The sequence below is a fragment of the Bradyrhizobium sp. CCBAU 51765 genome (assembly GCF_015291725.1).
GTDB lineage: Bacteria > Pseudomonadota > Alphaproteobacteria > Rhizobiales > Xanthobacteraceae > Bradyrhizobium > Bradyrhizobium liaoningense.
Window position 1 is genome coordinate 7244635 of sequence record NZ_CP030038.1, and the last position, 14315, is coordinate 7258949.

Consider the following 14315-nt stretch of genomic DNA (forward strand, 5'->3'; position numbering starts at 1 on the left):
ATTAGTTCGAGTCATCGACCGTCTGGCTGCGCGAACCACCCTGATATCGGAGCAAAACCTCATCGTCGGCATCGATTTCGGCTGCAAACTCCGAACGGACAGCGGTAGTGCGCTGGACATCGCCCTCAATCTCCTGCCATTTCTGGCTCGCCGCCGAACGCTTGGCCCATATGGTCCGCGCCTCATTCACCGCCCGCTGGGCCTGCTCATGCGCGATGCGCGCCTGCTCACGCGCCTGGCGTGCCGATTCGATCTCTGCTGCCAGCCGCCCAAGGACGAGTTGACAGCGACGATCGAGCTCGGTCACGGACATCATCTCGAGCGACGCCAGCTCCTGATAAAGTTCAGCTTCGGCCTTGTCGCGACGATCCTCCGCGCCTTTAAGATTCTCAGACGCTCGCTGCAGCGCTGCGACCGCAATTTGGCGCCTGGCTTCCATGTTCGACAATTCACGAAGCGCGCTTCGCTCTCTCATGTCTTTCACCAGCCGCAATTTCGACGCTTGCACGAGATTCAGGCCGTCAGACGCGACATCCATGAAACGGTCTCCTCAAAGCTCGACGGCTCGTCCTGTGCCTGGCGCAAGAATGCGCGCAGTTCCTCGATTGACTCGATTGCCCGATCAGTCAGTGGATCGTTGCCCGGCTTGTATTCACCGACCTTGATCAGGAACTCAGCCTCATTGTAGCGCGAGAGCAGATCGCGGAATGCGGATGCCGCCTTGCGATGTGGACCAGAGGCGACCGCATCCATGACACGACTTCGGCTGGACAGCACGTCGATGGCGGGAAAATGCTCTCGGGAGGCCAGCGCGCGCGAAAGAATGATATGACCATCGAGAATGCCGCGCGACTCTTCGGCGATCGGATCGCCCGTGCCGTCACCTTCGACAAGCACGGTATAGAATGCCGTGATCGAGCCCCGCTCGCCCATACCGGCTCGCTCCAACAGACCAGGAAGCAGCGCAAAGACGGAAGGAGGAAAGCCGCGCCGGGTGGGAGGTTCTCCGGCGGCAAGGCCGATTTCGCGCATCGCACGGCTAAAGCGGGTCAGCGAATCCATCATCAGAACGACCTGCAGCCCTTGATCACGAAAATACTCGGCGAGTGCGGTCGCCATATGAGCGCATTGCGCCCGCTCCATTGCCGATCGATCGGATGTCTCAACGACAACGATCGTGCGAGCGAGGGCATCTCCAAGATGACGTTCGATGAATTCACGCACCTCGCGCCCACGCTCCCCTATGAGAGCAACCACGGTGACATCGGCGGCCGCGCCTTTTACAATTTGCGACATCAGCGTCGACTTACCGCAACCGGCATCTCCATAGATTCCGATGCGCTGACCTTCGCCACACGTCAGAAGTCCATCCAGAACGCGAACGCCGAGCGGAAACGGCTGCTCGATGCCACGCCGCCTCATCGGGTTGGGCGCCTTGCCGCGGAGCGGACAAGTGTGGACCGTCCTTAGCGGCCCCTTGCCATCGAGTGGACGGCCGAAGCTATCGATCACGCGGCCGAGCAGGCCAGGCCCGACTGACACTTCCTGCATGCGCCCTGTTGGGAGCACTTCCGCGCGGTGGGACAAGCCTACCATATCGCCAATGGGCGTCAGCAAAACCCCGTCCGGCAGCAAACCGATGACTTCCGCTTCAAGTGACCATCCGGAAGCGTGATCCTGCAATAGGCAAAGTTCTCCAACACGGGCCCCTGGCAACACGGCATGGAGCAAGGTGCCGATCGCACGCGTGATCCGTCCCCGCACGGCACGCGTATCGACCTCCTTTGCTGCGAATCTCAGAGATGCTATCGCCGAATGCACATCTCCTTCTCCGCCGGCTTGATCATGGCCTGATTGTTGCGTCGTCACGGTTAGCTTTCCTGAGAAGATGGATCAAGGCCGAGACGCAATGTGCGGAGCTGCGCGGCAAGTCCTAAATCGACACTGCCGAACTCACTCCACAGAACGCACTGGTCCGGCCCCACGGCAGGGTCCGGATCGATTCTGACTTTCGGCCGACTATTCGTTCCATCGAACGCCAGGAATTCATGTCTTAGTGCATCAGCGTTCACAGGAGACACGTGAAGGCATATTTCTGCGCTGCCATATCTTTTCTCGACAGCGTGACGAACGGTTCTTACCAACATCTCACCCGGATCAAAGGAGCCCAACAAATCGGTCAATATCTCAATGACGAGCTGTGGTAACTCCTGTTGCAGAACAGCTTTTCGGCCGGCCACATCGGAAGCAGCTCGGGCAATCAGCTGTGCCATTTCGTCCGAGCCTGACCTTAGACCCTCGCAGTGCCCGCGCTCCCGCTCCTGCTGATAGGCCTTCCTTGCCCAACTGCGAACCTGCCGCAGGTATCGCTCGGCTAGCGCGCGCGTCTGCACCGCATCGTACCAGATGCCAAGTTCCGCGGCTGGTATGAGCGGACCGAGCGGCCGTATCTGCGGGCTATATGGCAAGACTGTTTCATTGGCCGTCATGCCGCTGGCTCCTGCGTGGCCAAGTGGGCCACCACCAAAGACAGTAACTGACCCGCTGAGTTGTGGTGTTCGGCTGCCGGAGATTCGGCGGTGGTCCCCACAGGTAAGCGGAGAAGAACGCGCACACGGTCAAGCTCTGATGCGTCCTTGAGCCAAGCGCCAAGGCAGGCAAATCCGTCATTTTCAATCTGGCTCGCGAGCTTCTGCGAATCGTCAATCGATGTGGTTGCGACGGCGCTGGATAAGTGTCGGATTGCGAAAGCATGTGCTTCGGCACCAATGTTTTCGATCAGAATCGCTACATCATGCCTTGAGACAAGCTTCAGCACCGAACGGGCATGCCAGATACTGCCAGCGAGCAGCGCCGCCCGACGCGGCTCATGCCCGAGCAGAACGTCCCTACCCCAGTCGGTTCCGCTCGAAGCCAGCTCACTACCTAGCAGCAATTCGACCAGTCTTTGCTGCAGTCTTGGAGACTTCTGCAACTGCAGCACTGTGGCGTCCGACAGAAGCCCATCAAGATGGCCGGCAAACCGGCTGGGATGGATCAAAGCGGCAAGCTCGCGCAGGCGATCGGAATGCGGGTTGAGTGAATAAGTTGGGTTAGTGGATGCCATCGATACGGACCTGCTGCCGCTATTTCGGATCGGAGGAGAGCTTTTTGCCGGCGGACTGGCCCGCTGGCTTGCTGGCATCTCTGCCGAAACTTGCCACTTTGAGCCAGGATTGACGAAGCTGTCCCCCACGTGTGCTCAGCAGCACGTAAGATAGAATGCCCAACGCGGCGAGCCCACCTCCTGCACCAATCGCAATGTGGGTTGCAATGAACTTGGTTGGTTCGGTGGAAGCTGCCGCTGGCACAACGGAGACCTCATGCTGAGCCCGCTCAACCGGCACGAACACGACCGCCACCTTGTCGTATGATAGACCTTCGATGCTGTTGGCGACGAGCATCTTGATCTGCGGCAGCAAGGCTGAGAGCTTCGCATTCGAGGCGTATCGAATGAACACCGACGCCGAAGACGGGGTTGCATCCTGTCGCAAAAGATCATTCTTCGGCAGAACGACATGAACACGGGCGGAGAGAACCCCATCGATATCGTTGATCGTGCGCGACAATTCTTCACTGAGAGCATAGACGTAGCGGGCTCGCTCCTCAACCGGAGAGGCAACGAGGCCCGCCCCCTTGAACACCTCACCAAGGCTCTTGAAGGGTTGGCGCGGCAAGCCCTGGTTATTCAGAAGCTCGATTGAGTAGGCGAGCTGCTTTTCTTCCACCTGAATTGTGCTGGTCCCATCCTTACCGACAACACGGATGGCATCGACGCCCTTGCTCAGGAGCAGCCCAAGCATCTCGTTGGCTTCGCGTTCTTGCACTTTGGTATACAGATCAGCTTTGCAACCGGCGAGGGTCAGCAAAAGCGGCAACAGGACGAGAGCATGAAGCCGCTTTCTTGCGGGACAGCCGTTACCGATCTTGTCTTTCGTCAAGACAGCCAATGGCCCGCTCAGCCCGCCGATAGAAGCTTGTTCAGAGATGAACTGACAGCACCTGTTCCCTTGGAGACGAGCGAAACCTGGATAGCGCCGTTGTAAACATCCCGCAGATTCGCCAGCGCCGAATCGAAATGATCCGCGCCTTCCGGTTTGCCCGCCGGATGTACCTCGACTTGCTGCACACGCAAGACTGGTTGCGCTGCCGGCCCAAGCTGGAGACCCTTGGTAGGATCAGGCTCGCCGACGAGCGTCGGCGAAACTGCACCCGACGGAAATGGTTTGCCCTGATGGATAGCAGAAATGCTCTGAAGGACACGATCGCCGAGCGGGCTCGGCGACATGACTGCGCGCGGTACTTCCGGCAGCAATGGAGCTGGCGCGCGCTCGCTCACAGAAGAGGCGGCACCTTGGTTCGAGGCCGCCTGCGCAAGACTCTCATCAAACTGGGCGTGTGCCGGCGAACAGCCGTTGGAGGCACACTCGACGGAGTTGACAGGGGTCGGCGTAATGCCAAACAACATGGAGGAAATCATTTCTGTCACGTAGTGAGGTGAGCCATCAGTTCACACGAACGGGCCGGCACCTTAGAGAAGCAAGCTGACCAAAAACTGACGAGCAGCTGTCATCTAATGATCACGGTCAGCTCCCAATTTTCGACGAGGCAGCGGCTTCCAAATTGGGACGAATTCCAGTGCTTGTTCTCAAGCGAAAAAATAGCAGGAATGCTCATTCCATCTACAAGGCGGCACATCTTGAAGAAACTTCTCTATGCTGGTGTTTTCATTTGCTTGGGCGTCGTCGAGGCGCTCGGCGCTCCCCTGGCGCTGCCATCGACGCCTTATAGTTACACAGTTCTGGATCAGGACCTCGCGGCCGCACTGCAGGAATTCGGCAACAACCTAAACATCAGAGTCAATGTCAGCGCCGGGGTGAAGGGGCGGATTCGCGGGCGAATGTCCGATCTCCCACCGCGAGAGTTCCTCGAACGGTTGATCAATCTCTACAATCTTCAATGGTACTACGATGGAATGGTGCTCTATGTATCCGCCGCGCATGAGGCGCAAAGCCGCCTTTTGGTCTTGAGTCCGATCAGCTTTGATGCGTTCAAGGCGGCACTCGATGCGCTCAACATCTCCGACGAGCGTTACATCGTGAGAGCCGTACCGGGAGATGGCCTTGTCTTCGCCTCTGGTCCACCCCGCTTTGTCGCGCTTGTGGAGCAAACACTCAAAGGACTTGCGGCGGAGGCACAGGCACGGCGAAACCCGAGCGGTGACGAAAAGCCACGGCACGAGTCGGTCTTGATGCTGTTTCGGGGATCCTCCAGCGTGGTCGTTCGCGAAGGACGACCGAATGACGCCCCTTCGCCGGAGGCACCACATCAAGACGGCATGGTCCACCTACCCGACGCAGGTAAGAAATGACCTCACGACAACAGATCGCCTACGAAGAGGTGCAACGCGTCTGTTTATGCCCTCTCTCAGCTTTTCGAAAGCTACTGCTGCCATTGCCGGAGTGCGGATATGTAGATGGCCGATGCCTCGGGGCGGCGCAATAAACGCCCGGCCGGCGCCGCGGATGTGAACCAGAGTCCTGGCCGGCAGCATCGGTGACCATGCTTTGCCGCTTTAGCACCTCGTGCGAGCTTTTGAACAACTCTACGAACTCTGCCATGCAAAGGAGCTTCGTCGCAAAAGAATGAAGCCCCTCCGTTGTCCAAAAGGAGGAGCAGCATGGAGTTCAACGCGCTAAGCCCGGCGGACAACCCAGCGTCCCACTCGTCCTCGTCGCCCGCCTGTCCGAGAGAGTCGCATTGATAAAATACCCGAATACAGCCAGGATCTAATTTGGCAGGAACTCGGAGGCAGATTATCGCGTGTCGAGCTATCATTGAGCGGCGGCGAGCGGACCAATTCCCAACAGCCGATCGCTCAGCACCGCGTGGACGCCTCCGATTTCGGCCACGATCCGGGTCACCTCACGCCGGACCGTCTCAAGCGGAGCTCGCGTTGCCGGCACAGGTTTCTCCGCCGGAACTTGGAGATTTCGAAATGCTAAAAAGCCGCGATCTCATACCGACCAGGGCTGCCCGGACAACCATGTTCACCAACCTGGGTGTGCCTCACGGGGCGGAATGGCGAGAAGAAGGTTTTATTCGTCTTAAACCATCGCTAGACGCTGACCTTTGGCCTGTAGGTTCGAGCGAACACTCGCCAAGCGGATAAGCATGATGACATAAAGAATGCCAGGCGCAGCCGAGCTTCGATCCGCTCGGGGCAACATGGTCCGCACAATACCGTCGGACTCTTTCGAGCATCTACGCCAGTCAATCTGATACGATCATTCTGTATCTGGCTCATCGGGCAGACGCCAACACTCTCGTTGGGCGCAGGCGAGGTCGCAAGCCGTGGGTGATTTCACCATAAGATGCTGCGGAGACCTGCGACGTTGTTGCAGGAATTAGCGCACGTGACCATCCGCAGAGCGGCAGACTCGGATTCATTAATTCGACCTAATTGGCGTGGAGGCGAGCGATCGAAACAAAGCAGGCAAGCCGATTCCGATATCAAGAACCATGACCGCCTTTCACACTGTCATTTCGCGTTTCGTTATGAAACCTCTGAATGCCGTCAGCTTTTGGAAAGCTAATCGAACCTACCATACGGCGTGAATATCTAGACGGCGATGTGCCTATAGATTGTAGCGGAACTGAGCGCTGGGGCGCACTGAGCAATCGGAAGCAAGTGGTAGGAGCCATCGAATCCTATCAACATTTATTGCTCGTTGTTCGTCGCGATTCTCGGGCTGCGCCACATGACCGGCTTGTGGTGCGATCTCAAATCAGAGGACGTATAATGTCAGTCAACAACCTGTCGCTAACCGCGAGCTCCACTTTGTCAGGGCTGGCGCCTGGGCCCTCATCGGCGCGGGATCTTTCAAATTTCGAGGCGATGCTGGCTAGTTTCTCGTTGAAAGACAAGGTCGATGACCATTCCGCGCCGCAGGAGCCGACGGCTGCAGACTCAGCCAAGCACCTGACGGAGGAACTCACGCAGGAGGTACGGAACATCCTCCCGCCGGAAATCAAGGCCGCACTGGACGCATGTCAGCAGGCGCCAGAGCCATCCGCCACGGAGTCCTCCTCCGCTGCGAGCGCACCGAAGATTGCAGAGGCACCCGTACAAAGCTCCAGGATCACGTGGAACAGCGGCACGTTGACTGATGCCGAGCTGGAGATTGTGTCGGTGCTGAACCGACACAAAGACAAATGCCCGCTGGATTGGAAATCTCTCGGCGATCTGGCCAACGATCCCTCCACACCGCCGGATCTAAAGGCGGCGATCGAGGCGTTGCAACAGGACCCAGAGCTCTTCTATGCGATAGGCTCGCAAGGTGACGGCCGCTGCGGCGGGAAGATCAAAGCAGGTGATCTCTCCGGCTTCTCCGATCACCACCCTCAGGTTGCTGCTTTCCAGGAGCAGCGGGCAGAGAGCTATACGCAGAACTATATCCCTTCCGACGGCACCCGGAATGGCGAGCCATCGGTTATGACCCAGACCGATGCAGTGCGCGAGCTCTATCGCTATGCCGACAACCTGCCTAAGAACCTGAGCCTTGCGGATTTCAAGCGGATCGTCGACGGCGAAGCCAAAACCGGCAAATGCCCGCCACAGGTCCTCGCTGCCGCTCAATACTTCCTCGACCACCCGGATGAATGGAAGCAGTTGTACGGTGGCTCGATAGACAAGGTCCACAAAGAGGACTTCCTGCAGGTTGCTTCATCATCGATCAATCTCACGCAAGCCGAGCTCGATACGCTCAATACGATCAGCAAGAACCAAAACGCTTTCTTCGGGAAGGGTGACCTGACCCGGGAAAAGCTGGCGAGCATGGTCGATGATAAGAGCCTCGCGCCCGAGGCGCGAAAGGCGGCCTCCCAGCTGCTCTCCGATCCTGTGTTGTTCGGGTTGATGAACAACGCGATTACGGGCTACAAAACCCACCACAAGTTCTTCGACTTCGGCGGCAGCCATACGGTCGATTCCGGCAACATCAGCAACAGCGACTTCGACCAGTTCTTCAACAACATGTCGGGTGCGAACCGCACCGTTCACCAAGTGAAGACGCATGCCGCCCGAACGCCTGCCGAGCAGGACGCGGTCGCGGACATGACGACGGGCATGGCAGACCAGCCCGACATCAAGTCTCCCAAAAAGAACGGTGGCGCCTTCATGCACGCACTTAACGACGTGCTCAAAGTTGGCTCTAAGGTATTCGACTGGGCCGCAACAGCAGTCGGTGTACTTGGCTTCATTCCAGGCTTGGGTGAATTGGCGGATCTGGCGTCAATGGTGCTCGAAGCCGAGGCGCAAGCTGCAAATCTTCTTCACACTGCCATCAGTGGCGGCAACATAAAGCAAGCGCTGGAAGAAGCCGGGCTGAGCCTTGCGGCACAGGCGGTGGGCTGCATCGCCGGACCTGAAGTCAAATTAGCAATGCGAGAAGGCTTGGTGAAGCAGGCCATTCAAGAAGCCGCGACGGCAGGCATCAACCTGCCGGTTTCGGTGGCCCAGTCCTACGCGGAGGATTATTTAAATAACCTGAAGGCTCGCATCGAGTCCGAGCGCTTGCAAGCTGCAGGCGCTTACGCCTAGGCGGAGCGACGCTATCCTCTCAGGATGACGCTCGAAACTGAGCTTGCGCGACCTCCGCGCGTCGCGCAAGCTCCACCAGCACACTTGAGACCGCCCCCGAATCCGAGGAACTTATTTCGGCCCTTCGCTGCGCACAAACTATGTCGGCCGCACTCGATCGTTCGAATCCGGCCTCAAACCCAGTCTGCCGCTGTGACGTTCCATTGACTGCATACGCCGCCTGTCAACATCGCGATGCATTAACAATACCCTACAGACGGCCACAGCCGAGGAGCCAGCCGATTGCGCAAGGATCGAGAGCACATTGGTCCAGAGCGGTAGAGCCGAAGGGCTCTTTCTCGAGCAGCGGGCTCCTGCTCGGTCTCCCTGAAATGGGTCGCGATTGACGGATCTGCCATGGGCCAGCTAGGGCCGATGGACCGCTCTGGCCGCTGGATCGGCCGTCACTCTGGCTTTCAGGCTCGCTCCCGACGAGGTCAAGCTCCGTGCCGCATCGCCTGACCCCAAGCAAATTGTCGAAAGAGCTCGGAGGCATCGCAAGAGACATGAGCCCGAGATTGCAGCACATCGAGCCAAAAACGCTTTTATTAGTGGCGGCTTTGATATTTCGCCAATTGAACGCTTTCGAAGCGATGAGCAACGTGCTCACCCGATCAAGCTCCACAAACGATTGTTTGTCTTAACCATCTGATCTCCAGCTTTGGCCGGCAACCTTTCAAATACGGTCTGCTGGTGAAACGTTTAATGACGACCCACCATCGGCTCATTGTACTTTCTACGACTCGTCAGCTTGTCGAAAGCTAATACTTGCATAGTGGAGGGTGGAAACTGCCTCCATTGGCACATCGAATTGACACAGGAGAACTCCATGCGCGTTGCGAGCTCTAGGGCCGCTGGACACGTTGATGCTGACCTCCATGCGGCTGGCGGCAAAGGCGGCGGCAAAAAGGGATCTCAAAAGCCTGGCGAGCGCGACGATCATGGCCGATCCCCTGATGCCAACATTCCCGCAAACGGCGGCGCGTCCAATCCGGGCACTAACTCGCATGAAGCCGCTATGCAGCAAGCGTTCAACGTCGCTCTGGGAGCCATTGCTCTCCAATTTGCGAATAGTGCAATGAGCCGTTTCGACGATGTCATGGCCGAGACAGACGAGGATTCCTGACGTCGCATGTTGCGACGTTAGGAAATAGGAGCCGCACGTGGCGGCGAAATCGAGCAAACAGGAGAATAGTATGAGTAAAGGAGTTGGTGCGTCTGGTACCTCGACTGCAGGTGGGGCAGCCGGCACCGCTACTGCTGCAGCCGCTTCCGCGGGTGCTGAAGTTGCTGGAGAGGCGGCATTCCAAAAGCAAATCGCCGCTCTGACTGCGACCAGCACAAAGGCTGCTGAGAGGGATGTGGAAATTCGCATTGTCTCGACTGAGCTTTCGACTGTCAAAAAAGCGGCCGATGAGCGGGTGCAGTAAGGGATGTGATGGGGCGGCGTCGCCGCCCCACTTTCCCCGGCTGCTTAGTCTGTGAAGTCGCAAGGGCCGTACGGCTTGCCGTACGGTCCCGTTCACTGTTCAGGAAACCAACCGTGAATGAACCAAATTGCCTGCATTTCGAAGTGCTGTCCGGGTGTTATTCTGGGCTGACAAGTAAAGTGGGGGGCGGATCGTGTCTGATTGGCAGCAGCCTCGACGCAGACTTAATCTTCGTCGAACAAGGCCTCGAACCGCACCATCTTCGTGTTGCCCCGCATTTCAATTCAATCGAGATCGAGGCCCTTGCGAGGGACGTCAGGATTGAGGGGCGCGAGACTGTTTTAGCTAATGAGCCCATTGTTGTCTCTCTTCCTGTCGTTTTGCATGCCGGGGCGATGTCCATTCGCTGGACGATCGAGGACTACAAACAAGCTGGCTCCATCGACCGCCGGCGTATATCGCTCGCCGTTCTCACTTTGGTCCTGATCAGCTCTGCCGCGGTTGGCGCAGTCTCATCCAGTTTTGTCCAGACCGACACCACCTTGGCGTCATGTCCGTCGTCCCCTGCTACGGACATTGCACCCAAGCTGGCGCTCAGCGCTCCTGATGCTCTGGCCACCGATGCAGCTGCCGAGCGGCTGCAAGAGGAAGTTGATAGAGCGGGTCTTGTCGGCATCAAGGTCGGCTCTGGGGTGGGCGTTGTCACCGCCGACGGCACCGTTACGCCCGCCTCGCTCGCCACATGGCGAGACGTCCAGCAGCGGTTTGATCAAAATAGCAATGGCGCTTATACGCTCGTCAATGCGGTCGCCATCAAGGATGAGAAGACGCCCCCCGCAATTGAGGTCCAAGCTGTTTGGCGCGGGAGCGAACCCTATATTGTCATTGCTGGTCAAAAGTATTTCGTCGGCGCGCTCTTGAGCAATGGATGGACCGTCTGCGGGATTGAGGAAGGGCGTGTTCTGCTGAGCCGGGATGGCCGGCTTGCCACCCTACCCTATTAGCGGTTTAGCCCGCAGGTAAGAAAGCAAAGTGCCATGACTAGGCTGCCCCCGAATCCCGTCAAGCCTGGCACCTCTTTTCAGGAGCCAAACGTCGATCATCATGCATCTGCCATCACGCCGGTTAGTTCTCGAGGTAAGTCCATCGGGATTGATCGGAGGCGTGGCAATGATAACAAGAGCCACACCTCAATTTCTCGTCACAGCGACGTGCTGGATCCGTTGGTGGACGCCACGATCGAGAGCGCGCTCGAGCTCAGTTCGATCGATGCAGTTTCGCGCGTCAATCTCGACGAGGCGCGCGCCCCGCCAGGTCAGGTCGAGCCAGGCTCGGAATTCGCTTGGCTTAATGAGCCCAATCTCGCGCACGGTCTGCTCTCCTTCGTGACGCCGCGCTTACGTCACTCGCATGTTCTGCGTCCAGAGCAACACGGCCTTCTTCTGGAGCGTTTGGCTGACACGCTATCAACTGCGCGAGAGGATTTGGTGTCACGTGAAGGGGCCGCGCTTCTACAACTGGAGCTGCAGCGATTAATCCTGCTCCGGCAGAGTCACAACGGCTTGATCAAAGGCTAGCGATGGACGGGCCAGATAAAGCGCAACACCTCACATCTACACAGCGCGTTTCCGAAGCCGGCGCTGTCGAGCTGATCTCCGGGCCGGAGCGAGATTTGCTCTGCGTGCTTTCTTATGTCTACCTTGCCTGCGGACAGAGCGACAAGAGCCTGGCTCTGTTGCGGCTGGTCGCTCACGAACAGTCCCAAGACGTCGGCTTGCTCCGCATCCTGGCCTACGCTCTCATCTCGGAGCGTCGCGGTGACGAAGCACTGTCGGTATTGGACAAGCTTGACAAACTGGATGACGAGCCGTCTTCGTGTCTGCCCTTGATGCTGATGCGCAGCCACGCGCTGCGTCACGCTGGCCGCATGACCGAAGCGCAAGCCGTCTTCAAACGCTATGTTTTATTGCGGGGCAGCACAGCTTCAATCGAACAAAAATAAGGCTTCTCATGGCCAACCTTCTACGAAATCTCATCACGCGCGCGCCGGCTCACCCGGACTTGATGGTCGCGTTGATGCTTCTTCTGGCGATCGGAATGATGATCATGCCGATCCCGATCATCGTGATCGATATGCTGATCGGCTTCAATCTAGGGTTTGCCATATTGCTGTTGATGGTAGCCCTGTATCTCAACACGCCGCTCGACTTTTCGTCCCTACCGGGCGTCATCCTGATCTCCACCGTCTTTCGTCTCGCTCTTACCGTTGCAACGACGCGACTGATCCTAGCCGAGGGCGATGCCGGCAGCATCATCCATACGTTCGGCGATTTCGTCATATCCGGCAACATCGCCGTCGGCATTGTCATATTCCTGATCGTGACCATGGTGCAGTTCATGGTTCTCGCCAAGGGCGCCGAACGGGTGGCGGAGGTATCGGCGCGCTTCACGCTCGATGCGCTGCCGGGCAAGCAGATGGCAATCGACGCGGAGCTGCGCAACGGCCATATCGATCAGCACGAAGCCCGCAGCCGGCGCGGCGCGCTCGAGCGAGAAAGCCAACTGCACGGCGCGATGGACGGCGCTATGAAATTCGTGAAAGGCGACGCCATAGCCGGACTTATAGTCATCTGCATCAACATGCTGGGTGGCATCACGATCGGATCGCTCTCCAAGGGCATGTCCCTCGAGGAGGCGATGCATCAATACACCATCCTGACGATCGGTGATGCGCTCATTTCGCAGATTCCGGCTCTGCTGCTGTCAATTACGGCAGCAACCATTGTTACTCGTGTCAACGGTCCTTCCAAACTCAATCTCGGCGCCGATATCGTCAACCAACTTACGGCCAGCACACAAGCGCTACGCTTGGCCTCCTGTGTCTTGCTTGTGATGGGGCTCGTTCCTGGCTTCCCTTTGCCCCCCTTTGTCATACTGGCCGCGCTCTTCTCCGCCGCCAGCTTTCTCAAGGTTGGCGTGCAAGAGGGCAAGACCGCTCCCAAAGCCGGCGCCGGTCCCACCGGTTCGGCTCCCGCTTCCGCACAGGGTCAGAAGCAAGCCGTGCCCGCGGAGGCACTTCCAATTACGCTGTTGCTAGCGCCGAGCCTGATGCAGGCAATCGACGTAGGGGAACTTGAGCAGTGCGTCGCCCGGGTTTCGGCACTGGTTTCAGCTGATCTTGGCATCACAATTCCACGCATTCCCGCCCAAAGCGCAAAGCACCTGGCCCAATTGCAATTCCGGGTGGATGTCGAAGGAGTGCCCGTGGAAGAGGGCGCCATTGACCCGACACAACTCTTACTTAATGACGACGTGGCGAACATTGATTTGAGCGGGATCCCCTTTTGGCACGACCCAGACACGAATCGGATCTGGATCAAACAAGTCCATGCGCCTGCTCTCAACGCTGCCGGAATAGGGCACCACCGTCCGAGCGAAATCATCGCCTTGCGCGTCCAGTCAACGTTGACACGCTATGCACAGCGCCTGGTTGGCATTCAGGAAACGCGTCAGTTGCTTGGCCGGATGGAGCAGGAATATGCCGATCTGGTGAAAGAGGTGCTGCGCACGACACCGATCCCTCGCATCGCGGATGTCCTACGTCGCTTACTGGACGAGGGCATCCCGATCCGGAACACCCGTTTGGTTTTGGAGGCGCTTGCAGAATGGAGCGAACGGGAACAAAATGCCGTACTGCTCACCGAGTATGTGCGCTCCGCTCTGAAGCGGCAGATCTGTCACCGCTACGCCAACGCCCATCGTGTTGTGGCGGCTTTTATCGTCGAGCGCGAGACCGAGGATATCGTGCGTAGTGCCGTGCGCGAGACAGCTGTCGGTCCCTATCTCGTTTTGGAGGATCGGCAAAGCGAGATGCTGCTTTCACAATTTCGCCAGATCCGTTCGAGCATCGCACGTAGTCGGAACCAGCCAGTTATCCTGGGATCGATGGATATCCGGCGCTTCGTCCGCGGCTTTCTCACCCGCAATGGAATAGACCTACCTGTTCTCTCCTATCAGGATCTCGCCTCGGATTTCACCGTCCAGCCGATTGGCTCCGTCAAACTTGCGCCTGGCAAGGACAAGACTCCTACAGGCGGGCATCGTGACCTCCTCCCTGCGGCCGGCTGACGAGCACAGGTTTGGGGTCGTGAGGTCGCTTATGAATTCATGTAAGAATAACGTTCTGCGGCGCTGGCGTAACATTC

14 protein-coding genes are annotated in these 14315 nt (G+C 58.0%); 8 read left to right on the plus strand and 6 right to left on the minus strand.

The features are described from left to right. Position 1: 1 nt before the first annotated feature. From XH96_RS33595 to XH96_RS33620, 6 genes are read right to left on the minus strand one after another with little or no spacing between them, the layout of a single operon-like run. On the minus strand, positions 2-538 hold the full coding sequence (locus XH96_RS33595; RefSeq protein WP_194389694.1) for a hypothetical protein: 537 nt from the start codon (positions 536-538) through the stop codon (positions 2-4). Further along, positions 514-1869 carry a type III secretion system ATPase SctN gene (sctN, locus tag XH96_RS33600; protein WP_092218272.1) on the minus strand — a complete coding sequence of 452 codons (1356 nt, stop codon included), beginning with the start codon at positions 1867-1869 and terminating at the stop codon, positions 514-516. The genes XH96_RS33595 and sctN overlap by 25 nt, the downstream gene beginning before the upstream one ends. A 2-nt stretch (positions 1870-1871) precedes the next feature. Beyond that, complete coding sequence (gene sctL, locus XH96_RS33605; protein ID WP_092218273.1) at positions 1872-2489, minus strand: type III secretion system stator protein SctL; 618 nt, start codon at positions 2487-2489, stop codon at positions 1872-1874. Further along, positions 2486-3106 carry a nodulation protein NolU gene (locus XH96_RS33610; RefSeq protein WP_092218274.1) on the minus strand — a complete coding sequence of 207 codons (621 nt, stop codon included), beginning with the start codon at positions 3104-3106 and terminating at the stop codon, positions 2486-2488. Before XH96_RS33610 ends, sctL begins: the two co-directional genes overlap by 4 nt. 19 nt (positions 3107-3125) lie before the next feature. After that, positions 3126-3980, minus strand: coding sequence for a type III secretion system inner membrane ring lipoprotein SctJ (gene sctJ / locus XH96_RS33615; RefSeq protein WP_246789866.1), 855 nt, complete (start codon positions 3978-3980; stop codon positions 3126-3128). Positions 3981-3997: 17 nt separating this feature from the next. Next, the gene (locus tag XH96_RS33620; RefSeq protein ID WP_246789867.1) at positions 3998-4519 is read right to left on the minus strand and encodes a nodulation protein NolB; all 522 of its coding nucleotides are present in this window, start codon (positions 4517-4519) and stop codon (positions 3998-4000) included. Between the two features lie 189 nt (positions 4520-4708). Between XH96_RS33620 and XH96_RS33625 the strand changes: the two genes are divergently transcribed. The 8 genes from XH96_RS33625 to sctV all read left to right on the plus strand — a co-directional run bounded on the left by XH96_RS33625 (position 4709) and on the right by sctV (position 14238). Beyond that, entirely contained in the window at positions 4709-5410 is a 702-nt protein-coding gene (locus XH96_RS33625) for a secretin N-terminal domain-containing protein (protein WP_246790218.1), read from the plus strand. 1431 nt (positions 5411-6841) lie between these two features. Next, on the plus strand, positions 6842-8641 hold the full coding sequence (locus XH96_RS33630) for an HrpF/NolX family T3SS translocon protein (RefSeq protein WP_371739907.1): 1800 nt from the start codon (positions 6842-6844) through the stop codon (positions 8639-8641). A gap of 868 nt (positions 8642-9509) precedes the next feature. Then, on the plus strand, positions 9510-9806 hold the full coding sequence (locus XH96_RS33635) for a hypothetical protein (RefSeq protein ID WP_194389696.1): 297 nt from the start codon (positions 9510-9512) through the stop codon (positions 9804-9806). Between the two features lie 37 nt (positions 9807-9843). Next, the gene (locus XH96_RS33640) at positions 9844-10110 is read left to right on the plus strand and encodes a nodulation protein NopA (RefSeq protein WP_246789868.1); all 267 of its coding nucleotides are present in this window, start codon (positions 9844-9846) and stop codon (positions 10108-10110) included. Between the two features lie 113 nt (positions 10111-10223). Then, positions 10224-11114 (plus strand): hypothetical protein, encoded by an 891-nt coding sequence (locus tag XH96_RS33645; protein ID WP_194389697.1) that lies wholly within the window; start codon positions 10224-10226, stop codon positions 11112-11114. Positions 11115-11147: 33 nt separating this feature from the next. After that, the gene (locus XH96_RS33650; protein WP_194389698.1) at positions 11148-11687 is read left to right on the plus strand and encodes a hypothetical protein; all 540 of its coding nucleotides are present in this window, start codon (positions 11148-11150) and stop codon (positions 11685-11687) included. Positions 11688-11689: 2 nt separating this feature from the next. Continuing rightward, on the plus strand, positions 11690-12112 hold the full coding sequence (locus tag XH96_RS33655) for a histidine kinase (RefSeq protein ID WP_194389699.1): 423 nt from the start codon (positions 11690-11692) through the stop codon (positions 12110-12112). Positions 12113-12120: 8 nt separating this feature from the next. Continuing rightward, positions 12121-14238, plus strand: a complete 2118-nt coding sequence (gene sctV, locus XH96_RS33660) for a type III secretion system export apparatus subunit SctV (RefSeq protein ID WP_194389700.1) — start codon at positions 12121-12123, stop codon at positions 14236-14238. The last annotated feature ends 77 nt before the right edge of the window (positions 14239-14315 follow it).